Annotated in this window: 21 protein-coding genes; 15 read left to right on the forward strand and 6 right to left on the reverse strand. The window is 42.9% G+C overall.

Going from position 1 to position 26,378, the window contains the following annotated elements; all coding sequences use genetic code 11:
* Positions 1 to 103 precede the first annotated feature (103 nt).
* Positions 104 to 2,332 carry a HEAT repeat domain-containing protein gene (locus A9970_RS03965; RefSeq protein WP_259655324.1) on the forward strand — a complete coding sequence of 743 codons (2,229 nt, stop codon included), beginning with the start codon at positions 104 to 106 and terminating at the stop codon, positions 2,330 to 2,332.
* Between the two features lie 178 nt (positions 2,333 to 2,510).
* On the opposite strand, the gene A9970_RS03970 is transcribed toward A9970_RS03965, so the two are convergent.
* Positions 2,511 to 2,999 carry a hypothetical protein gene (locus tag A9970_RS03970; protein WP_182981395.1) on the reverse strand — a complete coding sequence of 163 codons (489 nt, stop codon included), beginning with the start codon at positions 2,997 to 2,999 and terminating at the stop codon, positions 2,511 to 2,513.
* 3 nt (positions 3,000 to 3,002) lie between these two features.
* The gene (locus A9970_RS03975) at positions 3,003 to 3,968 is read right to left on the reverse strand and encodes a cytochrome P460 family protein (RefSeq protein ID WP_182981396.1); all 966 of its coding nucleotides are present in this window, start codon (positions 3,966 to 3,968) and stop codon (positions 3,003 to 3,005) included.
* Positions 3,969 to 4,123: 155 nt separating this feature from the next.
* Here A9970_RS03975 and A9970_RS28875 point away from each other — a divergent pair, with 155 nt between their 5' ends.
* The 3 genes from A9970_RS28875 (at position 4,124) to A9970_RS03990 (ending at position 6,658) form a co-directional block, all read left to right on the forward strand.
* Positions 4,124 to 5,215: a LytTR family transcriptional regulator gene (locus A9970_RS28875; protein WP_182981397.1), complete on the forward strand. Its 1,092-nt coding sequence runs from the start codon at positions 4,124 to 4,126 to the stop codon at positions 5,213 to 5,215.
* Between the two features lie 109 nt (positions 5,216 to 5,324).
* Positions 5,325 to 5,906, forward strand: a complete 582-nt coding sequence (locus A9970_RS03985) for a Crp/Fnr family transcriptional regulator (RefSeq protein WP_153847594.1) — start codon at positions 5,325 to 5,327, stop codon at positions 5,904 to 5,906.
* 68 nt (positions 5,907 to 5,974) lie between these two features.
* Positions 5,975 to 6,658 carry a type II CAAX prenyl endopeptidase Rce1 family protein gene (locus A9970_RS03990; protein ID WP_182981398.1) on the forward strand — a complete coding sequence of 228 codons (684 nt, stop codon included), beginning with the start codon at positions 5,975 to 5,977 and terminating at the stop codon, positions 6,656 to 6,658.
* 110 nt (positions 6,659 to 6,768) lie between these two features.
* Here the strand turns inward: A9970_RS03990 and A9970_RS03995 are convergent, their stop codons facing one another.
* The gene (locus A9970_RS03995; RefSeq protein WP_220801512.1) at positions 6,769 to 7,236 is read right to left on the reverse strand and encodes a DUF6265 family protein; all 468 of its coding nucleotides are present in this window, start codon (positions 7,234 to 7,236) and stop codon (positions 6,769 to 6,771) included.
* Between the two features lie 236 nt (positions 7,237 to 7,472).
* Here A9970_RS03995 and A9970_RS04000 point away from each other — a divergent pair, with 236 nt between their 5' ends.
* From A9970_RS04000 to A9970_RS04015, 4 genes are all read left to right on the forward strand, one after another.
* Positions 7,473 to 8,846 (forward strand): DUF1800 family protein, encoded by a 1,374-nt coding sequence (locus A9970_RS04000; protein WP_182981399.1) that lies wholly within the window; start codon positions 7,473 to 7,475, stop codon positions 8,844 to 8,846.
* A gap of 16 nt (positions 8,847 to 8,862) precedes the next feature.
* A complete protein-coding gene (locus tag A9970_RS04005) occupies positions 8,863 to 10,056 on the forward strand; it encodes a DUF1501 domain-containing protein (RefSeq protein WP_182981400.1) in 1,194 nt (397 codons plus the stop codon).
* Positions 10,057 to 10,271: 215 nt separating this feature from the next.
* The gene (locus A9970_RS04010; RefSeq protein ID WP_159726997.1) at positions 10,272 to 11,120 is read left to right on the forward strand and encodes a mechanosensitive ion channel family protein; all 849 of its coding nucleotides are present in this window, start codon (positions 10,272 to 10,274) and stop codon (positions 11,118 to 11,120) included.
* A gap of 377 nt (positions 11,121 to 11,497) precedes the next feature.
* Positions 11,498 to 13,894, forward strand: a complete 2,397-nt coding sequence (locus A9970_RS04015) for a TonB-dependent receptor (protein ID WP_182981401.1) — start codon at positions 11,498 to 11,500, stop codon at positions 13,892 to 13,894.
* A 49-nt stretch (positions 13,895 to 13,943) separates the two neighbouring features.
* Here the strand turns inward: A9970_RS04015 and A9970_RS04020 are convergent, their stop codons facing one another.
* Positions 13,944 to 14,798 (reverse strand): helix-turn-helix domain-containing protein, encoded by an 855-nt coding sequence (locus tag A9970_RS04020; protein WP_182981402.1) that lies wholly within the window; start codon positions 14,796 to 14,798, stop codon positions 13,944 to 13,946.
* A 142-nt stretch (positions 14,799 to 14,940) separates the two neighbouring features.
* Here A9970_RS04020 and A9970_RS04025 point away from each other — a divergent pair, with 142 nt between their 5' ends.
* The 7 genes from A9970_RS04025 to A9970_RS04055 all read left to right on the forward strand — a co-directional run bounded on the left by A9970_RS04025 (position 14,941) and on the right by A9970_RS04055 (position 24,252).
* The gene (locus A9970_RS04025) at positions 14,941 to 15,540 is read left to right on the forward strand and encodes a porin family protein (protein ID WP_182981403.1); all 600 of its coding nucleotides are present in this window, start codon (positions 14,941 to 14,943) and stop codon (positions 15,538 to 15,540) included.
* A 333-nt stretch (positions 15,541 to 15,873) separates the two neighbouring features.
* The gene (locus tag A9970_RS04030; protein ID WP_159726989.1) at positions 15,874 to 16,473 is read left to right on the forward strand and encodes an RNA polymerase sigma factor; all 600 of its coding nucleotides are present in this window, start codon (positions 15,874 to 15,876) and stop codon (positions 16,471 to 16,473) included.
* A gap of 104 nt (positions 16,474 to 16,577) precedes the next feature.
* Complete coding sequence (locus A9970_RS04035) at positions 16,578 to 17,597, forward strand: FecR family protein (protein ID WP_182981404.1); 1,020 nt, start codon at positions 16,578 to 16,580, stop codon at positions 17,595 to 17,597.
* A 78-nt stretch (positions 17,598 to 17,675) separates the two neighbouring features.
* Positions 17,676 to 20,969 carry a SusC/RagA family TonB-linked outer membrane protein gene (locus A9970_RS04040; protein WP_259655326.1) on the forward strand — a complete coding sequence of 1,098 codons (3,294 nt, stop codon included), beginning with the start codon at positions 17,676 to 17,678 and terminating at the stop codon, positions 20,967 to 20,969.
* A gap of 9 nt (positions 20,970 to 20,978) precedes the next feature.
* Positions 20,979 to 22,778, forward strand: coding sequence for a RagB/SusD family nutrient uptake outer membrane protein (locus A9970_RS04045; RefSeq protein ID WP_182981405.1), 1,800 nt, complete (start codon positions 20,979 to 20,981; stop codon positions 22,776 to 22,778).
* The gene (locus A9970_RS04050; protein WP_182981406.1) at positions 22,778 to 23,608 is read left to right on the forward strand and encodes a metallophosphoesterase; all 831 of its coding nucleotides are present in this window, start codon (positions 22,778 to 22,780) and stop codon (positions 23,606 to 23,608) included. Before A9970_RS04045 ends, A9970_RS04050 begins: the two co-directional genes overlap by 1 nt.
* Positions 23,609 to 23,826: 218 nt before the next feature.
* Positions 23,827 to 24,252, forward strand: coding sequence for a DUF3995 domain-containing protein (locus tag A9970_RS04055; RefSeq protein ID WP_182981407.1), 426 nt, complete (start codon positions 23,827 to 23,829; stop codon positions 24,250 to 24,252).
* A gap of 141 nt (positions 24,253 to 24,393) precedes the next feature.
* Here the strand turns inward: A9970_RS04055 and A9970_RS04060 are convergent, their stop codons facing one another.
* Positions 24,394 to 25,350, reverse strand: coding sequence for a nitrilase family protein (locus tag A9970_RS04060; RefSeq protein WP_182981408.1), 957 nt, complete (start codon positions 25,348 to 25,350; stop codon positions 24,394 to 24,396).
* Positions 25,351 to 25,391: 41 nt separating this feature from the next.
* On the reverse strand, positions 25,392 to 26,231 hold the full coding sequence (locus tag A9970_RS04065; protein WP_182981409.1) for a helix-turn-helix transcriptional regulator: 840 nt from the start codon (positions 26,229 to 26,231) through the stop codon (positions 25,392 to 25,394).
* Between the last annotated feature and the right edge of the window lie 147 nt (positions 26,232 to 26,378).

Here is a 26,378-nt window from a genome sequence, read left to right on the forward strand (position 1 = left end):
TTAAATAAAATATTTCAGTATAAAATATATTATTTTTAATCGTTTTAAATAAAGTTAATGTACATTTGTATGCATCTTTATGCGTATTTTAATACATCTTAATATGAAGCATACTACGTTTACCGGTTTATCCCTCGCATTGAGTCTATTGGCTGTGAAGCAGCTCCATGCGCAATCCATACAGGAACCTACTGTAAAAAGTCCAACCAGCTTTGCGATCATTGTGGATCAGCATACCTACGATCAGGCAAAGCCTGAGATTGATGCTTATCGTGCCGCAGTGGAAAAAGATGGATTAGGGACTTATATTATTTCGAGTCAATGGGCCAAACCGGACGAGATCCGGACGTTATTGAAGAGTCTGTATGTAAAAAAGCAGCCCCTGGAGGGTACAGTGCTGATCGGTGATATTCCGGTTCCTATGCTACGGGATGCACAGTTTTTGACTTCGGCCTTTAAGATGTCGCAAAATATCCGCTGGGATAAGTCATCGGTGCCATCCGACCGGTACTACGATGATTTTGACCTGCAATTTGACTTTATCAAACAGGATACGGCCAAGTCGAGGTCCAATTATTTTTATTATAGCCTAAGTGCTGCTTCGCCGCAATATATACAGATGGATATCTATTCGGCGCGGATCAAGCCGCCCGTGGAAAATGGCGAAGATCCTATTGCGAAAATCAAGGCATATTTAAAAAAGGTCGTTCAGCAGAAAGCACAAGCAACCCCCTTAAATGATATGATCGCTTCAACCGGTCATGGCTATAATTCCAATTCGGTCAACGCGACAATCGGTGATGCGTTGGCACTCAGATCACAGATGCCCGCTTTGTTTCTTCCGGGAAATTCAGTCAAGTTTATCAATTTTCGCTCCGACAACTTCATTAAGTTCAATATATTGAATGAACTGAAGCGAGAGGGGGTGGATTTTGCATATATGACCGGACATGGTACAGCCACGCTGCAGCTGTTAAATGGTTATCCATTGGCCTCCAATCCGCAGCCTTCCATGGAGAATGTGGCACGTTACCTCCGCTCCAAGCTACGATCTGCAAAAGAGGATGGCAGGGATGTGGAAGCGGTCAAAAAATCGTTTATGGAATCCCTTGGTGTAAACGAGAAGTGGATGCTCGATGCCTTTGACCCCAAAAGTATAGCGGCAGATTCTCTGTTCAATGACGATATGGATATGCAGATCCACGATATCAAAGACGCGCATATCAAAGCGCCTTTGGTTTACCTCAACTCCTGCCTGACGGGCTCCTTTCATCTGCCCAATTATCTAGCGGGCTATTATCCTTTTTCAGACAATGACAATATTGCGGCGGTGGCCAATTCGGTAGGGGTGCTACAGGATTTGTGGCCGGGCGAACTCATGGGTTTGCTGCAGCATGGTGTTCGTGTAGGAAATTGGATGAAACATATGGCGTATCTGGAAACGCATATTCTGGGTGACCCAACCTTTCATTTTGTAGGTAAGGCTGATCAGCGGCTGAAAATCAATACAGCGATCGGTTCACACGATCGGAATGCAGGCTACTGGCGCACGCTGCTGAAGGAAAATGATGCCGATCTGCAGGCGCTGGCCCTGGTCTATCTTTCGCGTATATTGCCTGAAAAAGAAGTAAGCCCTTTATTGAAAGAGTATTACTTTAAATCGGCATTTGAAACCGTACGTACGCAGGCTTTTATACAATTGCGTCAACTGGAAAATCCGGATTATTTTGAGGTATTGCATGCTGCCAAGTCCGATTCGTATGAGTTTATCCGCCGTTCGGCAGTGTATGATCTGGCGGAGTTTGGCGGAAATGATTTTGTCAAAGATATGATCCAGCTGTATCTGAGCGACCCACACTCCGAACGGGTGGGCTACCGCCTGCGTACCTCCCTTAGTTTTATGGAGCCAGCGCTGGTCAAACAGGAAATCGATCGGCAGATTCGACAAAATCCTGGCTTGAGCAATGCGAAGCTTTTGGCGGACAAACTGGACCAGATCGTTCTTTCTGGTGAGAAAACAACCCAAACCCTGACCAAAAAGATCTTGGACAAGGAAGAAAAGGAAAAGGAGCGCCTCAATGATATCCGTACCATGCGTCTGTACCGTTATCACCGCATGGTGCCGGTGCTGATTGAGACCGTTCTGGATAAAAGTAACTCGGCGGATATACGTGTAACAGCGCTCGAAGCGCTGAGCTGGTTCCCACTTTCGTATCAGCGCCGCGCCATATACGATGCTTGTGAGCAAATAATAAAATCAGATGCTCCAGAAACGGTAAAATACCAAAGTCTGAAAACAAAGAACATCATGGAAGGTTATTCGAAAAAATAGGCTATTTGCTGTTCTTTTGAACAACGGATTATTTGCTGTCATTTTGAATATTGGATTATTTTTCCATAATTCTGTTTCACACCATACAAAGCCGCCTGGGACTACCCGGGCGGCTTTATTTATGATAGGATTTTTTACGCGTTATTTTGAGTAGCTGTAGCCGTGTTCTGCGTCTCTTTTATTCCACGAAAGTGGCAATTTTCATGTTTTTGATCAGGTTGATTCGCATTTCGCTGGATGGGTCTTCGGATTCGCGTTTATTGCCCCTATATAGCGCATACTGTACCTTGTTCTCATTGGTAAACTTGATCTGCTCAACTGTCTTGATCAGCGCTGGAACATTGGCACCAAACCATTGTTTGTCGGCTTCCGATTGCCAGGTGATATAATACAGTACTGCTCCGGCAGGGTAGTTGCCAGCTCCCTTCGTATGGGCATGGTCGTACGCGATGGTATTGCCGTAGAGCGTGGACAAGGTCCCATCTTTGGGTTGAATGCGGCTCGTAATGCCGTGGAGCAATAGCGGATTTTCGGGTAGATCGGCCAGCTCGTGGATGGCGGCGCTCTCATTGAGCCCCAATGCTGCATGTGTGACCGGGTTCTGTTGCGCGCAGGCCACCAGTAATGTCAGTAGCAGGGCTGCTACGATATAGCTTGTGTTTTTCATGACTTAGTGATTTCGAGTAGTTAATTTTTTTAGATCTAAGGGTCTGGTAAAGACCAGGTCATTTGCTTTGACAGGTTGGTGACAGGCAATGCATTCTGCTGTAAATAGGGCTGTGCCACCATAGGGTTTCAGATCGTTACCGCGCCAGCGTGCCCAGCCCCAGCCAGCTGTTGCAGCGTACTGCTTTGCGCCTTTGATCATAAACTCGACCTGTACAAAATCGCCCGTCGACAGGCTTCCATCTGCATTTGCGACTTGCTTCCACGCGGCCTTGGCGAGAATGGTGCCATCGGGCCAGGGATTTGTCCTATGTGCTTGGATAGCCTTAATAGCGATGTCATTGCCGTAGATCATGCGTAGCGTGCCATTGTCGAAACGGTCGGTTATACTAATGATAGTCCAATTGCGGTAGTCGGAAATATAGCGAATGCCATTTGGTGCGGGCAGTATGGTTTGATTGGACTGCCCCATTTTCTGTTGTACGAAATCGGCAAACTGCTGTTTGATTTTGTCTGTTTTCATTGTATCTGCCGTAATGGCTGCCTTACGGCTGCGCACAAAATCCTTTAGGGTATGGATCTCTTTTTCGGACAGTGCCGCCTGTGGATGTGCCAGCAAATAGGAGGGCAATGGCATCTGGCCCCATAGGATTTTATTGAGTGAATAAAAGAGCTTGGTATTTTGTACAGCTGGCGGGAGCTGGCCCCAGTTTGAAAAATCCAGCGCCTTTCGGCCGCGTGTGATATGGTCATTGACGAGATAATTGACCGGTGTCAGTTGATCATACCAGCGTAGGTTCGTCTGGCTTGAATGGCAATCGAAGCAGGAGCTCCGGAGGATTGCATTTACCTCCTGCGGAATGCCAGGAAGGTCGCTGCTGGGGGTATTGCTCGGCTGTTTGGGTCTGATGAGTTGCATAAGTGCTATAATGACCGCGATAGACAATAATACGAATCTGATTTTTTTCATTGTTCCATTAAGATTTATCTACACAAACATAGCGTTGGTGAATCGATAAGATGATAGACATGTTGATGAAAGGGGAAAAATAGCCCCTAAAAGGGAATAATCTAGCTTGAATGAATGCCCTAAAAGCACTATTTTAGTCCTATTGATTTTTTAAGGTGAACAAAACGAAATTATATATCCTCACTTTTGCGGTGATTGCGCTGCTATGCTCGCTGGCAACCATGGCCACCCTACATTATTTCTATACGCAGGCCAAAGAAACGCTTAACGAGCAGAAAATACAGTCGGGACAGCGGGAGATCCGTGAATTGGGTATGCTGTTGGAACAGCAGCTTGAGGTCGGTCTGCCGCCGGAGAAAGTGATCGCCAATTTGCAGCAGAGCATATTAAATACCGATGTGCAAAGTGAATTTGTATGCATGTACAACAGATCGGGAATAGAATTATGTCACCCTGATCCGGCATTTGTCGGTAAGAAAATTGATGCCGGGAATTCTACTTTTTCGAATATTGCACGTGAACAGCGTTTTCAGCAGGTATTGGAATCGGGGCAGCGAAGCTCGGGTATACGTGCATTTCCCGAGAAGATGAACCGTAGTTCCGAAATTGTCAGTGTATATCCGGTCAAAGGAACGGACTGGATGTTGGCTAGCCATACCAATATCGACGTGATGCAAAAACAGCTGCAAAATCTTTACCGCCAGTTTTTGACAGGTGCAATCGTGTTGATCGTGCTCATTACCGCAGGCTGCTACATTTTGATCCGATTGCTTTACCGTAAATATGAGCTTGCCATCGATTTGAAGATAGGAGGACTAAATGCTGAGGTTAACAGCCTTACCATACTGAATAAACAGCTGGAGCTAAGACAAAAGCCTGAAGTACCTATAGTTTCCCTAGAGGAAAAAAACAGAAAACGACTGATAACCTACGTGAAAGACGAGATTATAAGGATTGATACAGCGGACATTGCCTATATTGTTTTGAATGAAAACATTGTTACAGTGCTTACCTTTGAAGGGAAGGAGTATACCGTCAACAGCAGCCTGGACGACTTAATAAAAGAGTTGGACAATCTGATCTTCTACAGGGCCAACCGGCAGTATATTATCAATGTCAATGCTATTGAAAGTATATGGATATACGGTCGCAATCAGCTTCGTATTCAAACAAAACCGCAAAGTACAGCGCCTATCCTGATCAGCAAAAACAAAGTGGCGGAATTTAAGAAATGGCTCGACCGATGAGCTAATCCAGGATTACGTCTTTTTTTCTGCGGTAAACTATGATTAGTTTGGCTATATCCTTATCTTAGGTGTTTGAACACAATAAGCCGACTGATCGCCGATATTGAATATGAAAATTCCAAGTCCCGAAAACATCAAGGAGATATTTGATGCCTATTACCCTGTTGATATTAAATTTTGGGTTGAATTTTCAAAAGTTGTGGAATGCCGTACTTTTACTAAAAATGAAGTTGTTAAAGATTATGACCGGACGGAGCGGTTTATTAATATACTGGTTTCAGGTTCTGTAGGTCATTTTGTACCCTATCAGCATAAAGATATATGTATCAATCTGTATTATGAAAACCAGATTTTCAGCGATTACCTTTCTTTTGTGTCACAGAAACCAACGGTCATCAAAACCGAATGCATAGAAGACACTGAACTCTGGTCAGTAAGCTATCAGAATCTTCAGGGACTTTACGGAAAATCGGACCGATCGCTGCTTATTGGCAAAGCGATTTCGGATATCATGTTTACGGCAAAGCAGTCCGAACAAATCAATCTACTGACATTATCACCTACCGAAAGATATCTTAAATTATTAAAAGAGCGGCCGAAGATTTTTCAGCGGACACCGTTGAAAATTATCGCATCTTATTTGGGTATTGCACCTGAGAGCCTCAGCAGAATACGGAAAAAGATTTCTTAACTTTCGTCAAGTATTTTTGGTTTTAATGCAGCTATTTTTGGGCATTGCAAAAAAGCTATATCAACATTATGAAAAGAAAAGTCAATTATTGGGCAGTCGTCATTTATTATATCATCGCGATAGTGTGCCGGTATTTAACCAACAAAACGGAATTACTAAGCACGCTTGAAAACCCGTATTTAAAATCTATTCTTACAGGCGCTGGACCGGCTTTAGGAGCAGTCTTTGTGTTTTTGGTTTTCAAAATAAAACCTGCGCTGTCACTCAGGGGAAACTACAAAAGTATGATTTTGCCAATTATCCTCTATTGGGTATTTCCTGTCGTTCTAATAAGTACAGTATCGTATTTGACACAAGGTAAAATTCCCTATTTAGCTGTTTCCTCGGTACTCATCTATGGTCTACTGGAGGAAATCGGCTGGCGTGGCTTTCTCTACCAAGAATTTAAAGTATTGAAGCCACTTTACAGCATACTCTTACTGTCTTTGTTATGGTTTTTATGGCATCTGAATTTTGATTTCACACCTGTACAATTCTTCTTTTTTGGGGTTTTGATATTGGGAAGTTGGGGAATAGGTAAAGTTGCTGATACGACTGGCTCGCTGATTGCAGTTAGTGCATTTCATTCGCTCAACAATTTTTTTCCGGCTATAAATGGGAAAAGTGGTGCTATTTTGGGCCTATTACTCCTCGTTTGGGTTGTTGCTTTGGTCGTTCGAAAGAAGATGAAAGCGGCGGCGCCAGCTTCCTGATTGAGTAAAATGACATCGGATTATTTTCTATCCACAACTGTGTTCAACACAATGTAAAGCCGCCTAGATAGTCCTAGGCGGCTTTGTTCATAAAAAGGGAGGCTTTCCTGTTATTTTGAAATCTTGGTAAATTCGAAGGGAATCTGGAGACTGTCGCCAGCGACATTGGCCTTCAGCTTTTCACCTTCACGCCAGTAGGTGATTTTTTTAGGAAAGGGCAGCGAATCATTATTACACTCGAACAGGCCGTCTTTTAGCATAGTTATCTCAAATGCGATAAAATCTTTCTCCTCGGGAGTTTTAACCAATAAATTCCAGTCGCCGTCGGATTTTAGTAATTGCATTTTTTCCTGATGGATGGTATCCAGGTTTTGCAGGGTAAAAGCAAAACCGGCATATTCAGTGTCTTTGATTTTCTGCCAATATTCAAAAGTCCGTTTATCTTTGGCTTCATTGGTACGTTGCCATTTTCCCAATAACCAGTCGAAGTTTTCGGATGGCTCATTTTGAATTCCTAGGCATTGCACAAAAACGAGCAGAATGAATACTGAAATCCAAACGTTGATTAATTTTGCCATCTTATATTTCGTTTTAAAGGTTTGTCAACTGATGATTGTAGCTTGTGAAACAGGTATGCAACGTCAACAAGGGGCTCTGCGTGCCTATATATGATTAAATTTAATGAAAAAAATCGGAGTTTGAAAAGTATCGGGCTGGTAGTCACTTTGTTAATTTAGCTTAATGTTTGTTAAATCGAATCTACCCTAGGCAAACATTTATAAATAATTCGTTATTTAGGTATAAATGGAAACTGATGATGTCCGATTTTAAAAAAAATATGCACCTGGCAAATCGCGCTGGATTTGGGATGAGCCTACAGCAGATTCCGGCTTTTGAACAGCAGTCTACCGCAGTCCTCTGGAAGCAATATGCTCAGCAACATGAATTTCATCCCATCAGTTTCAATACGGAGCAGACCGACATCGACTATACTGCGCTTTCCAAGTTGAATGCCACAGACAAAAAGCAGGTTCAGCAGCTTAATCGAAAGCGTAATATTGAAATCAACCTTAATTTCCTGAATGAAATGGTGCATAGCGAAGATCAACTCCGGGAGAAGATGGCCTTTTTTTGGCACGGCCATTTTGCAAGCCGGGTTATCAACTCCAATTTTAGCGCCCATATCCTCAACGAAATCAGAAAAAATGCGCTTGGAAATTTTCGGGATCTGCTGTTTGCCGTTTCCAAAGCTCCGGCTATGCTCAATTTCCTCAACAACCAGCAGAATAAAAAAGGCCATCCCAATGAAAACTTTGCCCGGGAAGTGATGGAGCTCTTTACGATGGGACGTGGCAACTATACTGAATCGGATGTCAGGGAGGCTGCGCGCGCATTTACGGGCTGGTCGTATGACAAGGATGCCCAGTTCCTGGAACGTAAAAAGTTTCATGACTCCGGCAGCAAAACATTTTTGGGGAGAACCGGAAATTTCGACGGCAATGCTATTTTGGACATTATCCTGGAGCAGCCCGCTACGGCCCGATTTATCACCGATAAACTCTACCGTTTTCTGGTCAACGAACAAGTGGATCAGAAAATCGTCGACACGCTGAGTAAAGATTTCTTCAATTCAGGATATGATGTCAGGCGGTTGCTAGACCGAGTATTTACGGCCGCCTGGTTTTACGACTCCAAAAATGTAGGCAATAGAATAAAGTCACCGGTGGAACTCATGGCCGGTATCATGCGCATGCTGCCCATGGAGATCGCGAATCCCGAAAACCTTATTGTTTATCAAAAGTTGCTGGGGCAGATGCTCTTGTATCCGCCGAATGTGGCGGGATGGCCATCTGGAAAAGCCTGGATCGACAGCTCTACCTTGTTGCTCCGGATGCAGATACCACAGATATGGACCGGCCTGCGGCCGCTGGACCTTGATGCGCAGAATGACGACGACCTCGATATGGGGCTGAAGCAGTCGCGGGCCCTGGCTAAGGCCTACAAAAATCCCAAAATATCCATTGACTGGGCTGGGGTTGAGGCTGCATTTGCAGATCGGGATCCCTTTGAGCTCTTGCTGCCGCAGCAACCTTCCTTTGGTAAGACACTGCGCGATAGCTACGCTGGCGGAAGCCGCCGTAGGACTATTATTGAAGTAATGAGTATCCCCGAATATCAACTCTGTTAATCGTAAATAGGAAGCCATGATCATCAAAAGACGCCAATTTCTCAAAGCAGGTTCACTTGCAACAGCATCCCTGCTGCTGCCCAATTTCTTAAAAGCCATGTCCTTGCCTGAAGCGCTGGAAAGGGGACATAAGGTGTTGGTCATCTTGCAGCTTAGTGGCGGCAATGATGGGCTGAATACTATTGTTCCGATGCGCAATGATATCTATTTTAGGGAAAGGCAGACGATTGCGGTCGATAATGCACTAACCCTCACAGATGAAGCAGGTATTCATCCGGCTTTACCTTTTTTCAAGACACTTTATGATCGTGGCGAACTGGCTGTACTCAACAACGTCGGTTATCCCGAGCCCAATAAATCGCATTTCCGCAGCATGGATATATGGCATAGTGCGAGCCGAAGCGACGAATACCTGGAGAGCGGCTGGATAGGCCGCTACCTCGATCAGGCCTGTTACGACTGCGGTCATCCCACGCAGGCGCTCGAAGTGAATGATATGCTGAGCCTTGCCCTCAAGGGAAAACAGAAAAAAGCGTTTGCGTTTAAAGACCCCAAGAAGCTTTATCAGACCAGCCGTGAAGAGTACTTTAATACACTCTATCAGGAACATAAGCATCAGCATGAAGAAGAAACAGTAGCCTATCTGTATCAGACCCTGGGTGATACAATCAACAATGCCGACTATATTTTTGAACAGAGTAAAGCCAGGAAGACCGCGGCAGCGTACCCCGATTCGGTGCTTGGAAAGGATCTGAAGACGATATCCTCGTTGATTAAATCAGATATCAATACACAGGTATATTATCTGCAGATTGGTAGTTTTGATACGCATATCAATCAGCAGCAGCGGCAGGAGAGCTTATTCCACACCATCAACGATGCCGTGGAGGCTTTTGTGGACGACCTCAAGAAAAATGGGCTTTTTCAGCATGTCATGCTGATGACCTTTTCGGAGTTTGGTCGCAGGGTGGCCCAGAATGTCAGCAATGGCACTGACCATGGTACGGCCAACCAACTTTTCTTTCTATCCGGAGGCTTGAAAAAACAGGGGCTGCTCAATGCCTTGCCCGACCTGACCCAGCTCAATGAAGGGGATCTTCAGTACACGGAAGATTTTCGAAAAGTATACGCAACACTGCTGAAAAACTGGCTTGATGCAGATTCCACCAAAATATTGGGCTGGAAAAATGGGATTTATGATTTTATCTAGCCAACTGCGGCGTCTTTCTTGTTTATTTTTCTTGTCACAGATTCCATATACGGAATGATACAAGACCATATTGTTTGATTTTCCTACGAACAATTCTACTGTTTAGTTGTTTAAATTAGAGAAAATGTAATTTAATGTGCTTTAAATTAGAATAAAAGCAACATAACACTCTTTTTGTTTCTAAACCTTACATTTTTAATAAAATAAATACTGCTATGAACAATTTAGAATTGAACGATGTCCAGCAGCATTGGAATAATTTTATTTCCTCTGCCATCGCCTGGGCGCCCCGTGTTATTACTGCCGTAATTTCTGCTTTACTTATTTATCTGATCGGATCCTGGATTATCCGCTTAATCAAACGGATGATAGACAAGGCATTTGAGCGGCGACAAATGGATGTTTCCTTGCAGCGATTTTTAAGCAATCTCATCAGTTGGATTTTAAATATCTTATTATTTATCGTTGTCGTTACACAATTGGGGGTGCAGACCTCGGCATTTGTGGCCATTATCGGTGCAGCAGGTCTGGCCATAGGTCTGGCCCTGCAGGGATCCTTGTCCAATTTTGCCGGCGGTATACTGATTTTACTCCTCAAGCCTTTCCGCGTGGGCGATTACATAACTTCCACTACAAATATCGCGGGTACGGTGACAGAAATTGATATCTTCAATACCAAGTTAAATACACCGCAAAATCAACAGGTGGTTGTTCCAAATGGGGTATTGTCAAATAGTAGCATCACCAATTATACAAAACTTGGAACACGCCGCACATGGTTTGACATTGGCGTTGCCTACGATGCTGATCTGAAACAGGCAAAAGAAATACTCCTCAACATCGTTAGAAACAATGAATTTGCCTTTAAAGAGCCCGCGCCACAGGTGGTGGTGACAGAACTTGGCGACAGTGCGATCAATCTTTCTGTACGAGTCACGACCTCCAATGAAAACTTTTGGACCATGCAGGAGCAGCTGATCATTGACTGTAAGGAAGCTTTGGATAAGGCCGGGATTGAAATACCATTTCCGCAGCGCGATGTGCATATCCGAAATAATTCCTAATTGACGAGAAAGGCTATCGACTGGTAGGAGAAACCCGCGCTATGTTGACTTTTTTCTCCATGCTGAATATCGTGCAGCACAAAGCCGTTTGAGCGAAGTCAGACGGCTTTGTTTATTGAAACGTACATGAATGTTACTCGGTAGATTTTGGCCGTCTTGTTATATTTATAAGGCATATGGATTGCTATTTAGAGTGGCTTATGCAGCTATAAACTGACTTTTTTGAGGAAGGATCGTTGTCTCCTGTTGAATACAACGGGAGACAAAATGGGGACGTGATAACGATTTAAAAGAAGTATTTGGCTTCGGTAAAATAGTGGCATAACTTTTATATTAATTATTTAGAATTGTTATAAATAATAATATATTTGTGCATCATGAAAAACAACCGAAAATCTATTTCATTCGATCTAACCGATAGCAAGAATAGCCTTCCTTCAAATAACAATAAAATAATTTCTTCGCTAGCACTGATCCTATTATCAACAACTACCTTGTATGCGCAGGACGGTCATCTGTCGGGAACTGTCCGTACTGCGGAGGGAGAAGCAATTTCACATGTAACGGTGAAAATAGATCTTACAAAAAAACTGCAGACCGATTCATTCGGTAAGTTTTCTTCGTCATTATCTGCGGGAACACACCGATTTCAGTTTACTGCAATCGGTTATCAGATGCTCGATACAGTACTCACTATTCAACCCAATGATAGCCTCGATATTGCACCTGTACTTCGGTCGAATAACCGGATCAATGAGGTGATTGTATCTGCTTCCAGGCGTATTGAATCCTTGGATGAGGTACCGTCTTCAGTAACAGTGCTTTCGCAAAAGCAACTGGAATCACAACGCAGTATCAGCAATAATTTAAGTGATATCTTGGCGAATACCGTACCTGGGCTTGGTTTTTCGACCAATCGTACGCAAAATTTGGGACAGACACTTCGGGGTAGACGCGTGCTTATTATGATTGACGGCATTCCCCAATCTACACCGCTGAGAGATGGAGCCCGTGATATCCGTTCGCTCGATCCAAGTGTAATCGAGCGGGTTGAGGTAATCAAAGGCGCAACGGCCATCTACGGTAATGGTGCCGATGGTGGACTCATCAATTATATCACTAAACATGCAAATGTAGACCGAAGGTTTGGTGGAACCACCGAAATAGGTAGTAATTTTTCTTTGGTGAAACCGGGGCAAACGGGAGGCTTTAATGTTAGCCAGCTTTTTAACGGAACTCAGGGGCATTGGGATTATGTCGTAAGCGGAAGGTACGAACAAACGGGTCTTTACAAGGACGCTGACGGTGTGGTATTGTCGCCCGAATATGGCATGAATGATCTTAAAAATTGGAATGCTTTTGCCAAGATAGGTTATCGTATCGATGCTAAAAATCGTCTGGAACTGATGTACAACTTCTTTAAAAGCACACAGTATACTGATTACATTGCCAAAGCTGGGAAATATGGCGATTTTAATTCGCCGACAACGGGTATCCTGGGAAAAAGACCGGGAGAGCCGGAAGGTACGCCATATAACCATAATGCCAGTTTAAAATACACTGCACAGGAATTAATTGGGCGAACAGATTTCGATGCGAATATTTATTTTCAGGATTATGAGACCTTGATCAACTATAGCAATTTTTTTGAAGGAGACGGTCAGCCCGGTACCAGGAGTAAAAAGCTAGGTTTACGCCTAAATTTCAATAGTCCTTTTAAGTGGTCTGATGTGGTATCCAGTGAAATTACCTACGGCTTGGATTTATTGTCCGATAAAACCAACACAACGCTTACAGATGGGCGCACGGTTATCCCGAATATGGATATGCGTAATCTAGCCCCTTACTTTCAGTTGAAGACAAACATCGGCAAAGATCTTATCTTGAAAGCAGGTAGCCGATTGGAAAATGTACATATTCAGGTGCCGAACTTTACAACGATAGGAATTTTAAATGCGGTCAATGGAAATTACGTAGGCGGTGGAGTAGCAGTCAATGGTGGGGACCTGAACTTTACGGCATTGATGCTCAATGCAGGACTGCGTTACACCAAAATACAGTTCTTTAAGCCATTTGTGAGTTTTTCTCAAAGTTTCAGTGTCGCCGATCTGGGACTTGTATTGCGTGCAGCAAAGGAAAATACAGTCAGTAGTACGTCCATTAAGGCTGTTAAAGCCAATAATTATGAGTTCGGATTTTCAGGTGATATTGGGCGATTCTCCTATGAAGCGGCAACGTACTATAGTACTTCGACATTGGGTGCATCTTATGTTTTCGTCGATGGAAATCCGCAGATTGCGCGTTCTCCGGAGAAAATTTACGGTTTTGAGCTGTCTGCAAACTATCGCGTACATCCGATCCTCGATTTTGGTGCGAGCTATTCATATACTGAAGGGAAAAGGGAATTAACGGACGGAAGTCGTGTATATCTTGGTGGGGATCGCATCAATCCGCCTAAGATAACAGGCTCTATTACCGTAAATCCAATGAAAAAATGGTCGCTTACAACGCAAATGATCGCTACTTCGGGCCGAAATCGTTTTGAACCTGTTAATGGATTGTACAGCTATGGAACAGGACCTATCCGATCATTCACAACCTTCAATTTCTCCAGTAAATATCAGATCAACACACGATCGCTAATACGCCTGGGAATCGAAAATATATTCAATAAGGATTATTATACGGTGATCTCGCAATGGCAGTCAAATAATATGAATTATGTGAAAGGCAATGGAACTCGTCTCAATTTGAGTCTGTCGCATTCCTTTTAGTCAATTTTTGATGGGTTTGCACAAGTGTGCTTACTACCTCGGAAAATTTCTACATTTTTCTATACGCGAGCGGCGACAATCCGGCTGATCGCTTAAAGTATCTGCCGAAAAAAGATTGTGAAGGGAAGTTAAGCTCATTACTGATCTGCTGTATAGTCATAGGCGTAGACTTCAACAGCGCTTTAGCTTCCCACACAACATAGTCATCAATCCATTGCTTGGCAGACAGACCATTGTGTTCTTTGATCACCTTGGATAAGTACTTTGGAGTTACACATAGCTTATCTGCGTAGAATTCTATGCCCCGCTCTTGTTTGAAATTGTCCTGTACCTGATTTAGGAAGTTTTCAACCAGTTCTTCCAATCGGGGCTTTTTTTCCTGTTGTGTATGACGTTCGATGTTATGGGCATTGTAACCAAACCCGTAAAAATAGGCTTTTGTTAGGTGTTGAAGAATTTTTGTGGTATAAGGATTATCTGTTTCCAGCACTTTTTGCACTGTTTTAAAATAATCAGCCAAACTCGTTAGTTCTGCATCTTTTAATGCAATAAAAGGTTGATTATGCAAAGAAAGAAAAACGGGTAGATGCTCTTCGATATTAAGACTTGAGGTAAATGTCTTTGACATGACTATAAAAAGTGCAGAAAAATCGGCACTCACATTTTCTATGGTTACAGTATGCCCCGCGAGGAGTACAATAAGAGAGGGGGCACCCGTTTCAAAGTAGCGCATATTTGAATGCCCTTTCAAATGACCTTCAAAGCAAATAATACTTATGGTGACATCCAATTTCACCGGAAAATTAAGTCGTTCAATCGTGGGTGTCTCCAATAAAATGAAATCCTCATTATGGTTATGCTGTTTCAAGTTTTTATTGTGCGTAAATGGCAACGTCATTTCCATAATAGTCAAGTATTGTTATTCAAATGTATGGTTTTATATTGAAAAAACGACTTTTTGGACAATTTAGCCTTCTTATAGAGCTTTCCAGCCCCTTTAAATGCATCTACATTTGTCACATAAATTTTAAATGAAATTATTCGTGATGAAAAAACTATTATTAATTGGATTGGTCTTGGCAATGGCACAGGTATCCTTTGCTCAAGGTTTGGGCGGAATTTTTCAAAGGCTTTCTTTCGGTTTAAAGGCTGGGGGAAACTACAGTAACTTTACAGGTGCGAACTTCGATACTGAAGGACTCGCAGGATTCAACGGGGGACTTCTTGTCAATTTTAAGCTTACAGACAAGTGGTCTGTTCAAGAGGAATTTTTGTATTCAATGCAGGGTGCAAAAATCACAGACAATGTATTCGGAACGCATAAGGACCTGAAGTTATCCTATATGTCCGTTCCGATCCTCGTAAAATATCGATCGGCTATCGGTCTTTATGCGGAATTTGGGGCGCAGGCCAATCTATTGATGAAAGACGCGAAAAACACAGGCTTTGTAGATTTTGCGGATAAAATTGATGCGGGCGCTGTTGCAGGTTTGGGCTATGAATTTACGAAAGGTCCAGCTAAAGGTTTGGGCCTGGGAGCGAGATACTACCAGGGTTTTATGGATGTAGGTAAGTTTAATTCTACGACACTAAAATCTGATTTTAAGAATAGCGTGGCGCAGTTAAGTATCTTTTATATGTTCTGATCGGCTCAATAGGTTGTTTAACTGTTAATTTATAAGTAAAGACTCAATAAATGTACATTAAACTGCATTTATTGAGTCTTTACTTTTTGCACATTCACATTATATCGAAGCGATGGCCTGATTTCTACACGAACTGTCATTTTTAAACATTATATGTAATATATTCACTTTAATGAGCTATATAATAGCTCGGTGGAGCTTTCCAAGTCGGGGAGATGCATAAATAACAGGCTTTTGTTGTTAATGTATTCTTTACCTGTCCTTAATATTGTAGTTGTATTAAAGCTTGATCTTTACAGCTGACGAAGAATTATTGATCTAGAGAGTATGCTTGTGAAAACGATAGACGCTATCCTATTAGAACGTCTGGTAAATGCAGATTATAGTGCTTTTGATGAGATTTATGAGCATCATTGGAGCACACTTTTCCGTATTGCAGTTAAGAAGTTAGGTGATGTGGATGTGGCCATGGATCTTGTTCAGGATCTATTTGTAGACCTGTGGCAAAGAAGGGCCATGATCAATATTCATAGCGGATTGCGAGCCTATCTTATTTCGGCCCTATACCATAAGTTATTCCAGTATTTCAGAAAGAAAGGTGTGCATGAAAAACATATTGAACAGTATAGCTTAATGGTACAAGATGGACTGCATGATATTTTTCCTATCGTGGACTATGAAGAGAATTACACAGACGTACTGATTGCGATTGAACAGTCTGTAGTAGAAATGCCCGACCGTATGCGCGTTGTTTTTAATTTGAAATACCAACGCAGTCTCAGTAATCATGAAATTGCGGAACAACTTGGCATATCGCTTCAAACTGTAAAAAACCAATTAAGTAAAGCGTTGAATCTTGTGCGCCAGCACATGCAACGGCAACAGCTGAATCCGACAGTCTTCGTGTCCTTATCTTTTCTACTCTTCTTTTAATCCTTACCCAAGGTGTTCTTGATTAAATTTTTTAAAATAAACTTTACATAAACTTAACGCTTTTACGATGGTACGATCGCCCAATTAGAGCAACTATAGGGTGTATGCAAGACAGAAAAAGGGAATTGGAAGAATTGATCCAAAAGTATTCATCAGGACAGATAAAGGATGGCGAACGGGCACATTTAATGCGTTGGTTGCAGGAACTTGATGTTTTAGAAGGGTACAAAGCTGATATGGAAGGGGTTCAAACGCGGATGAAAGAAAAGATAGACCTCCGTTTGCTAGCCACCGAAACACCTACTAAAATTGCACATCCACCTTGGCTGGTATGGGGTAAGGTTGCCGCAGTTGTTCTTTTTTGTTTTTCATTTGGATGGTATCTACTCGACCGGAATAGTAGCGGGGATGCCAAACACAAGCAGTCCGTTAAGGTCGAAAAAACGGTCGATAAGTACAAAATGATAACCTATGCTGTTGTACAGGATAGCACGATTGTATTGGAAGATGGCAGTAAAGTCCGTCTTTTGGCAAATTCTTCAATCTCCTTGATGCAACCCTTTCCAGAAAAGCAGCGCGCGATTCAATTGCAAGGAAAGGCTTTTTTTGAGGTGTCACACAATAAATCACGCCCATTTACAGTTCTATCGAGCAATATCCTGACAACGGCTTTAGGAACTTCTTTTTGGGTTGTGCAGGAGGCCAAAAATAGGAAGCCTAGTGTGCGCCTGATCACAGGAAGGGTTTCCATTAAGGAGCGTGGCGAAAATGGGGAAGAAAAGCTCCTTGCCTATTTGACTCCAGGGCAAACTTGGGCGGAAAAAGTTGTACAACCAAGAAAAGAACCTGTTTTGAAACTGGAAAAGCCAGTGGAAGAGATCGTACCAACGACATTGGAATTTCACCACAAGCCTTTGGCGGAAGTGCTTCCTGCCTTGGCGTCTTTCTACCGCACAACGATTCTCTTTTCTCCGGATGATGTGTCAGGACTATCATTCTATGGTACATATACAACAGAAAATGAGGTCGCGCAAATTCTGCAAACGATCTGTATTGCAAATGAGCTCGAACTCAAGTTTAATACCGAAACAAATACCTATACGATCGTAAAAAACAGTCAATAAAAATCCATAAAAAAACACTATTGAGCCTCCCTTTTTAGGGAGGCCTGGGAAAACTATGCTCAATTATTAATGAAAACTATGCAACAATTTTCAACAGGTAAAAGGCCAGCCAAGGGGGCTTTATTACTGCTACTAGCAATTGCTTTTGGCCAAAAGGGTTTTGCCCAACAAAGCGGGGAACTTGTTGTCATCGTGCAGGATGCGAAGTCAAAAGGTTTGGCCAATGCAACGGTGACCATAAAAAACAAGAATAGCAACCTGAAACGATCCGGTCAGGCCGATCAGCAGGGGAAAGCCATGTTCAATAATTTGCCGGTGGATAGCAACTATTGTATTTTGGTGACTTATACAGGACTACTGCCAAAAGAGGAGTGCAAGTATATTGTTACCTCCGGTAAAAGATCGAGCGTGGTCTTTCAACTCACAGACGCAGCTTCAAATCAAATGGACGAGGTGGTCGTTGTGGGGTACGGTACACAGAAAAAGACCAACCTGTCTGGTGCTGTAGATCAGATTAGTGGCGATGTGCTCGAAAGCCGCCCTATTTCCAATGCTGCGCAGGGGCTTCAAGGGATTTCACCCAACTTGAATATACAGTTCAACTCCGGAGCACCGGGAGCGGAACCTAAAATCAATATCCGTGGAATTACATCGATCAATGGCGGCGATCCATTAATTTTGGTAGATAATGTGCCTATTTCGGCAGCCGAATTAATTCGGATTGCGCCACAGGATATTGAATCATTTACGGTGATTAAAGATGCGTCGGCTGCGGCGATCTACGGGGCCCGTGCCTCCTTTGGGGTTCTGATCATCACGACAAAAACAGGGAAAGGCGATGTGAAAGTTAGCTATTCAAATAACTTTACGTGGAATACCCCGACAGTAATGCCCGATAAAATAACGGATCCTTATGTGTTTTCGAGGCTATTGGAGACGTCAACCGATAATACACCCTGGGATAATGTCAACTATTCGGACCAGTTTTACCAATATGCAAAAGAGCGATCTGACAATCCTTCCATTGCCGGTGTGCGTATCAACCCCTCAGATTCCAAGGTCTGGGAATATATGGGTAACAGGGACTGGACACGTTATTTCTTATCCGACTGGAATGCAACAAATACACACGACCTGTCAATCTCGGGCTCAAATGAAAAAGTACAATACTATATCAGTGGTAGCTACAACCGACAAAATTCGCCTGTTAAGCTAGCAGAGGATTATTTTGACCGCTATAACCTGCGTTCTAAAGTAAACTATAGGCTTTCTGATTTTATTTCCTTTGGTAACAATACAGTGATCGGAAGTACACGTAGGCTTACGCCTTCTCAGATGAGTTTGCCCGATATCTACAATATTTTTCCAACTTCTTTTGATAAGAACCCGGATGGAACATGGGCCAATTCTTCCGCAGGTATCATTGCCGCACAAATGGTTGATGGCGGTAAAAGTGATCGTAAACGTCTGGATGTACAATCCACCTTCAATACTGAGCTCCGCTTTTTTGGTAATAAATTCAAAGTAAATGCAGATTATACTTTCCAACGTAATTCGTTGAACCGCAATTGGTACACCAAGCAATACGAGATCGGTTATGGTCCGGAAGATGTCCGTAAAGAGGGGACAACAGGGGCTTATCGTGAAGCTGGTTTTTCCTATTATAACGTTTATAATATCTATGGTACTTACTTGCAATCTTTTAATAAACATCAGGTCAATGCGGTACTGGGTTTTAACCAGGAGGATTATCGGTATGAAGTGATCACTGCAGAACGCGCCGGACTTATTTCAGAATCCTTTCCAACCATTCAGTTTGCAACAGGAACAATGAAAATGGGTGAAGCTATTGATACTTATGCCTTACGTGGTGCATTTTATCGGTTGAACTATACTTATGATGATAAATATATTGTTGAATTCAATGGTCGCTACGATGGCTCGTCCCGATTTCCGAAAAGTAAGCGTTTTGGCTTTTTCCCTTCGGGCTCAGCTGCCTGGCGTATAGACCGTGAAAAGTTTATGTCTTCTGTCGCTGGACTCGATTTATTGAAGCTGAGGGTATCTTACGGTCAATTGGGTAATCAGTCGGTGTCGAACTACGGCTACCTCCCTTCGATGGAAAAAAAGGATGCCGATTATTTGTTCGGAAGTGAACGGGGAATCTATATTGGTGTTCCGCCTTTGGTTTCTCCCAATTATACATGGGAGAAGGTCAATACCATAAACTTTGGTTTGGACGTTGCTGTACTCAAAAATAAACTTTCGGCAAGTTTTGATTATTACTCCAGACGTACCTTGGGGATGTTGACACTGGGCAGAGATCTTCCCAATATTTTGGGCGCAAGTGAGCCACTTGAGAATGCTGCCGATCTAAAGACCAATGGCTGGGAATTGACTGTCAATTTTCAGGATCGTTTCGAGTTGGCTAACGCACCATTACGCTTCAATGCCAAATTATTGCTGTCGGACTCACAGTCCAAAATTACACGTTTTGACAACCCCAATAAAAGCATTCTGCAATATTATGAAGGCATGCAAATGGGGGAGATCTGGGGTTTGCAAAGCAACGGACTTTTCAAAGACGAGGCAGAGATTGCCAAGTTGGACCAGACTTCGATCATTCCCTGGGGGGCCTTGTCGATTGTACCGGGATGGCCTACCTATGTGGATCAGGATGGTAATGGTAAGATTGAAAAAGGATATACACTTGGCGATACCAAAGACCTCAAGATCATTGGTAACTCCACACCACGTTACCAATTTGGTATAGACCTGTCTGCAGATTGGAAAGGTTTCGATCTTAGGGCATTTTTTCAGGGCATTGGTAAACGCGATTATTACCCGTTGGACTACCTGTATTGGGGGACATATCAACAGCCTTATGGTAACTTTTATGGGCACTTGCTTGATTTCTACCGTCCAGGAAGTGATTCGGACATTGACCGTGCGAAACATTCGCAAGCTTATTTGAATTTGGGACTGGCCGATCAAAACCTCAATGCGGCTTACCCCATCTTACAGTCATGGCTTGCCGACCGTAACTTGGGTACCCGGATTGACCAGGCCCAAGGACTGGCCATTCCACAGACCAATTATTTGCTGAATGCGGCCTATCTACGTCTGAAAAACCTGACGATAGGGTATACCTTACCCAAATCTATTACTTCACGCGCCAAGATCAGTAACCTACGTGTTTATCTAAGTGGTGAAAATATCATCGAATGGTCTGCTGTGAAGCGCTATTTTGATCCGGAGACACTGAACGAAAATACGTATACCAATCCAACTGCAGGTTCGGACCGTGTAGGTAATGGGCTTACTTATCCATTTCAAAGAAGTTTTTCTGCAGGTATTCAAGTCACCTTTTAATTGCTTATCATGATAAATAAATATATAAAATTAGCCGTTGTATGTTCAGGTCTTTCTCTGCTTGGAAGCTGTAACGACAACTACTTGGATCGTGTTCCAGAGACTGCGATCAATAACGAAAATTTCTTCAATACAGCGACCGACCTGGAGTTGTATATCAATGGATTGTACAATTTTTCAGGAATAGGGATCTATCAATCGGATGCTACTACAGACAATGCAAGTACAACAGGCAATACGGAGATCAAAACCATTATGGCCGGTAATGCCTCTGCGGCGACGATCTCAGGAGGCTGGAACTGGGATCAGCTCCGTAAAATAAATTTCTTTCTACAGCATATGGGCAAGGCTAAGATCAGTGAGAGTGAAAAGGCACATTATGAGGGGCTAGGCCGTTATTTTCGCGCTCGGTTTTACGTAGAGAAAGTGCAGCGTTTCTCAGATGTGCCCTGGGTGGATAAAGCCCTGGAGGTTGGAGATACGGATTATCTTTTTGCCAAGCGCGACCCACGAGCAACGGTGGTGCAGAAAATCATGGAAGATTTTGAGTTTGCCGCACAAAACGTACAGCCCCGAATAAAATCGGGTACGGTCAACAAGTGGGTGGTGCTGCAGGAATATGGCCGCTTTGCCCTATATGAAGGAACCTACCGGAAATACCACAACGAACTGGAATTGAAAACCACGGCGACTGAATTTCTGAACAAAGCACAAGCGTTGAGTGATCAGCAGATGCGCGAGGGTGGTTTCAGTATATACAATACCGGTAAGCCCAATCAGGACTACGGCACTTTATTTTTTAGTGAAAATCTTGAAAACAACAAAGAGATCGTACTTGGACGTTTTTATGCCAACAATGTACTCAACGCAGATTCGTGGCCGGGTATGTTTGGTAATTATGAGTACTATCCTTTGCGTGATCTTGTGCAGGCCTACCTGATGAAAGATGGTTCATTTTATGCGGCCCAGCCAGGTTATGAAAAAAACACCTTCGTCAAAGAGTTCGAAAACCGCGATCCACGTCTGGCACAAACGTATGCTTATCCGGGATGGCAGTTGATTTATTCGCATACCTATGCGCAAGGGGCGGGACTGTATGTGCAGCAATTGGCCAAAAATTTCTCGGGCTACCATCAGATTAAAGGATTTCAGAATACGCTCAGTCTGGAAGCGCGCAATAATCTTGATATTCCTTTATATCGCTATGCGGAGGTTTTATTGAATTTTGCCGAAGCAAAGGCCGAGCTGGGACAGCTGACGCAAGCCGATCTTGATCGTAGTATCAATCTGTTGCGTAGACGTGCGGGTATGCCGGATATGGTTTTAGGCGTAGGTATCGATCCCGTTATGGCGACACGTTACTCCAATGTCGAAAGCAACCAGCGTAATCTCGTGCTGGAGATCAGACGCGAGCGTCGCGTTGAGCTGGCTTTTGAGGGATTCCGTTTCACGGATCTGATGCGTTGGAATGTGGGTGAATTGTTGAAAAACAAGCGTGAGGGCATTTACTTCTCCGGATTGGGGCAGCATGATATGACCGGCGATGGTATTCCGGATATCGTACTGTTAGCTTCCTCATCGTCTATTCCGGCGGTGAAAGAGAAAAACAGTCTGGGGAGAGAATTGCAGTATTATCGTGTTGGCCGTTTTGGGCAGGATGTAGGCGTATTCCTATCGGAAGGGAATAATGGTACAGTCGAAACGATCGAAAATACAGGAACATTTGAGGTACCTAAATTCTACTATCGCCCCATACCGCAAGGGGAAATACTTTTAAATGATAATCTTAAACAAATATTTGGATGGTAATGAAAAATTCAATGACAAGGGTTTTATGTTTTCTGTTCCTCACATTATGTAGCCTTGGGAGGATCAGTGCACAGGAATTTAAGTTTGCATTTTTAACAGATCTGCATGTGCATAGCAATTCTACACTTGGGCAAGTAGAGCTACGGTTAAAATCGCTGTCACCTCAGGTGGAACTGCTGCTAAGCGGTGGCGATAATGTGGATATTGACAATCTGAAATCGGCTGATCTATCGGCTGGCGAGCAACGAATCAAGTCGTTGAAGGGACTTTTTGACCGCACTAAAAAGCCTTACCACATGGCTATAGGCAATCACGATCGTTTGCCGCGCGATTTGCGCGACGGCACTAATGATTTTGCGCTCTTTGAAAAGGCGTTTGGTCAGACCTATTACAGTTTTGACCATAAAGGCTGGAGGTTTATCGTGTTGAATAGTGTGGAAACCAAAGATAACCACTATGTTATTGGTGACAAGCAGCTGGCTTGGCTAAAAGATCTTGTCGAAAAAACAGGCAAAGATCAGCCTTTGGTGATTATCTCCCATGTCCCTTTTTTATCGGTTTATTATCCGGTGTTGGAGGGGCGTTATACAGCTGCAGATACTTTTACAAACCAAAAGCAGGTGTTTGATCTTTTTAAAGACCACAGCCTAAAGCTGGTCCTGCAGGGGCATATGCATTTGTATGAAGAGATTAAAGTTAAAGGGGTACAGTTTATTACAGCAGGAGCGGTATCGGGCAATTGGTGGCATGGAGCTTTTGAGGGGACTGCGCCCGGGCATCTCGAAGTGGGTGTCCATGGGAAAGATTTCAGCTGGAGTTATGTGAAATAGAGAAACCTGTTTTTAAACTTTTGCTTAGTACAATAGGAAATAACCTCAGAGGTCATACACTCTGAGGTTATTTTATTTTTACTTTTTTTGTCCTACTGACTTTTTCCAAGATATGCTATGAATTGTTTATTTAATAATTCGCATTTCTGCTGCTGCATAGCTTGCCTGTTTCAGGAGAAACCTGAAATAGGCAAGTTAAAATACGTTATATTTACCTTATGGAGTTTGTACTTTCAATCGTTATCGCCACTATTTTTATTTTTTTGGCTTTGTTGCATTTTTTCTGGCTGCTCGGTGGACATTGGGGAATGAATGTTGCCGTTCCGACCGATCTGAATGGCAGAAGGATATTTAATCCCACCCGGGTAGGCACTTTGCTGGTTGCTATCGGATTATTGATTTTTGCGTTTGTAAATCTATGTGCCATCGGAGTTTTGGATGTTCCGGTAGACGCAAAGTATATTCGCTATGGGATGTATATGGTCAGTGGTATTTTCCTTCTCCGATTTATTGGCGATATGAAGTTTGTCGGCATCTTTAAGAAGTACAGAAAGTCTTCTTTTGCAGTAAGAGACACCTATTTTTATAGCCCATTATGTCTTTTTTTGTCGGTCTCTAATGGCTTTTTGGCGTTTGTATTATGAGAAAAGACAAGTGCTTTTTCTTAAGGTAGTTGGACGTGCTGTCGTCTGGCAAACATCTGGAGGTTGATCGATAACATTATTGGATAAACTACTTTAAGACCATGTGAAAAGGTCTTAAAGTAGCCATTCGGTTTAGCGGAACTAACGATTGTCGGTATTCAACCAGACCACTTTTTGTTGGGACTCATGCTGTTGGCCGATAATGTCACCATAGAGATCTGGCCTTCGAGCGTTTATGTAACGATATCCACCGGCTTGAATCAGTTTTTCGGGCGTAATGGTGGCTATTGTAAAACTATCTTCAAATGTACGGCATTCAGTCAGAATATCCCCGAAAGGATCTAGGATCATGGAACATCCATTTTTTAACTGATCGTCATCCATGCCGATGGGGTTTGAAAAAACAACATAGAGCGCATTGTCATAGGCCCGGGCTGGCAGCCATTTCATCAGCCAGCTGCGTCCTTTCATTCCGTCAAATTCTAAGCGCAAGCTGGTTGGATCGTTTTCGCGGTTTTGCCAAAGCTGCGGATCTACAAAACCTGCGCCAGGTCGGGAAGAAGGGGTACACATGGTTACATGGGGCATAAAGATGATGTCGGCACCCAATAATTTTGTTGCGCGTACATTTTCGATGACATTATTATCATAACAGATTAAAATGCCACATTTCCAACTGTTAATTTCAAAAATAGTATAGCCTTGCCCTGCTTGCAAATGGGGGTTTATAAAGGGGTGAAGCTTGCGATGCTTTGCAATTAGGCCATTTTTGTCTACACAGATATAAGGTTTGTATAGGTTGTCGTCCTCATCCTTTTCAAACAGGCCCGCGAGGATAGTGATGTTGTACTTAGCGGCTATTGAAATCAGCTTTTGTGTACTTTCGCCGTCGGGAACAAGTTCGGCGATCGCAAGCATTTGCTGCTTATTTAAATTTCGGGCAAAGGTATACCCTGTTATGGAGCATTCGTGAAATGCAATTACCTCAGCACCCTGTGCGGCGGCCTCTTGCGCAAGTCGTTCGATAATGGCTAGGTTATAAGCCTTGTTCGCACTTTTGTGCTCAAATTGTGCCGTAGCAATTTTTAAGTTGTCCATATTTCTTTAATTGATCTATAGACAAAGCTACACGCGGGGCCTTAGCTGAAATTGTATAAACCCGACATGCGGTCCGATTTGCTTTTAAATTCCATAAAGTTGATCGCTAGCCGATTTGTATTATTTAAATATTCCGAAGGTGTGATACCGGTATATTTTTTAAATGCCCTGATGAGGTGAGACTGATCAAAATACCCACTTTCGTGGCTGATTGTCGTTAAGTTCGTTTCAGCTGCTTTGTTGCGAAGTAACTTCAAAAAGGAATGGAATTGAACAATATTGCCAAATTTTTTGGGGCTCATTCCAACCTGTTCCGCAAATATTCTTTCCATATGCCGTTCGGTGTAACCGCTGTATTGGACGATTTGTCCTACAGTAACCATTCCCTTTTGCGCTGTGATATGTTGCAGAATTGCAGGTAGTGGTCCCTGATTTGGATACTTCTGCCGGACTGCATATGCATAAAAGAAGGCATTTAATGCATGTACTTTTTCAGTTGAGGACTTCGTGTGCATCAGGCTGTCATATAGCCTGATAACGGACTGTCCAAATAAATCTTGCGTAACAATAATTTGATCTTTTAGTGCGTGGGCAGCGATACCGAGTAACTTATAGAGCCCATCGGGTTGGAAGACAATAATAACAAATGAAGTCTGTGTCAGCAGTGCGAGATCCTGGAAATGGCTGATCTGACCATACAAAAATGAAGCGGGAAGCTGCTGACTTTTGTTGATGGACAGCTGGCCTTCATTGAGAAGAAATACCATTCCAGTGTTGCCATCGGAAAATAACCGCAGTTTTTTGTGCTGATCACCGCCACTTTCCAAAAAAAGATAGTGCTTGATGTAGGGCGATAAAATTTCTGGAGGAAATAGCTGCATGATCTAAAGGTAATTGACTGCACTCAAATGTACATATTTCCACCAACTTTTCTGAGCCGATTTACTTGCGATTTTTTTATGGAAGAAAATATAGTTAAAAATAAAGTCTACTAATATTATAGATTTTATTTTATGTTTACTATATTT

The organism is Sphingobacterium sp. UME9 (assembly GCF_014170215.1).
Lineage (GTDB): Bacteria > Bacteroidota > Bacteroidia > Sphingobacteriales > Sphingobacteriaceae > Sphingobacterium > Sphingobacterium paramultivorum.

Excerpts from the sequence above, each read along its gene's own strand:
- A9970_RS04060 (WP_182981408.1), bottom strand. The coding sequence starts at position 25,350 with ATGGACAACTTAAAAATTGCTACGGCACAATTTGAGCACAAAAGTGCG.
- A9970_RS04065 (WP_182981409.1), bottom strand. The coding sequence starts at position 26,231 with ATGCAGCTATTTCCTCCAGAAATTTTATCGCCCTACATCAAGCACTAT.
- A9970_RS03995 (WP_220801512.1), bottom strand. The coding sequence starts at position 7,236 with ATGGCAAAATTAATCAACGTTTGGATTTCAGTATTCATTCTGCTCGTT.
- A9970_RS04015 (WP_182981401.1), top strand. The coding sequence starts at position 11,498 with ATGAAAAACAACCGAAAATCTATTTCATTCGATCTAACCGATAGCAAG.
- A9970_RS04000 (WP_182981399.1), top strand. The coding sequence starts at position 7,473 with ATGATGTCCGATTTTAAAAAAAATATGCACCTGGCAAATCGCGCTGGA.
- A9970_RS04020 (WP_182981402.1), bottom strand. The coding sequence starts at position 14,798 with ATGGAAATGACGTTGCCATTTACGCACAATAAAAACTTGAAACAGCAT.
- A9970_RS04055 (WP_182981407.1), top strand. The coding sequence starts at position 23,827 with ATGGAGTTTGTACTTTCAATCGTTATCGCCACTATTTTTATTTTTTTG.
- A9970_RS04005 (WP_182981400.1), top strand. The coding sequence starts at position 8,863 with ATGATCATCAAAAGACGCCAATTTCTCAAAGCAGGTTCACTTGCAACA.
- A9970_RS04040 (WP_259655326.1), top strand. The coding sequence starts at position 17,676 with ATGCAACAATTTTCAACAGGTAAAAGGCCAGCCAAGGGGGCTTTATTA.
- A9970_RS03965 (WP_259655324.1), top strand. The coding sequence starts at position 104 with ATGAAGCATACTACGTTTACCGGTTTATCCCTCGCATTGAGTCTATTG.
- A9970_RS04010 (WP_159726997.1), top strand. The coding sequence starts at position 10,272 with ATGAACAATTTAGAATTGAACGATGTCCAGCAGCATTGGAATAATTTT.
- A9970_RS04050 (WP_182981406.1), top strand. The coding sequence starts at position 22,778 with ATGAAAAATTCAATGACAAGGGTTTTATGTTTTCTGTTCCTCACATTA.
- A9970_RS03970 (WP_182981395.1), bottom strand. The coding sequence starts at position 2,999 with ATGAAAAACACAAGCTATATCGTAGCAGCCCTGCTACTGACATTACTG.
- A9970_RS04045 (WP_182981405.1), top strand. The coding sequence starts at position 20,979 with ATGATAAATAAATATATAAAATTAGCCGTTGTATGTTCAGGTCTTTCT.
- A9970_RS04035 (WP_182981404.1), top strand. The coding sequence starts at position 16,578 with ATGCAAGACAGAAAAAGGGAATTGGAAGAATTGATCCAAAAGTATTCA.
- A9970_RS03985 (WP_153847594.1), top strand. The coding sequence starts at position 5,325 with ATGAAAATTCCAAGTCCCGAAAACATCAAGGAGATATTTGATGCCTAT.
- A9970_RS03990 (WP_182981398.1), top strand. The coding sequence starts at position 5,975 with ATGAAAAGAAAAGTCAATTATTGGGCAGTCGTCATTTATTATATCATC.
- A9970_RS03975 (WP_182981396.1), bottom strand. The coding sequence starts at position 3,968 with ATGAAAAAAATCAGATTCGTATTATTGTCTATCGCGGTCATTATAGCA.
- A9970_RS04025 (WP_182981403.1), top strand. The coding sequence starts at position 14,941 with ATGAAAAAACTATTATTAATTGGATTGGTCTTGGCAATGGCACAGGTA.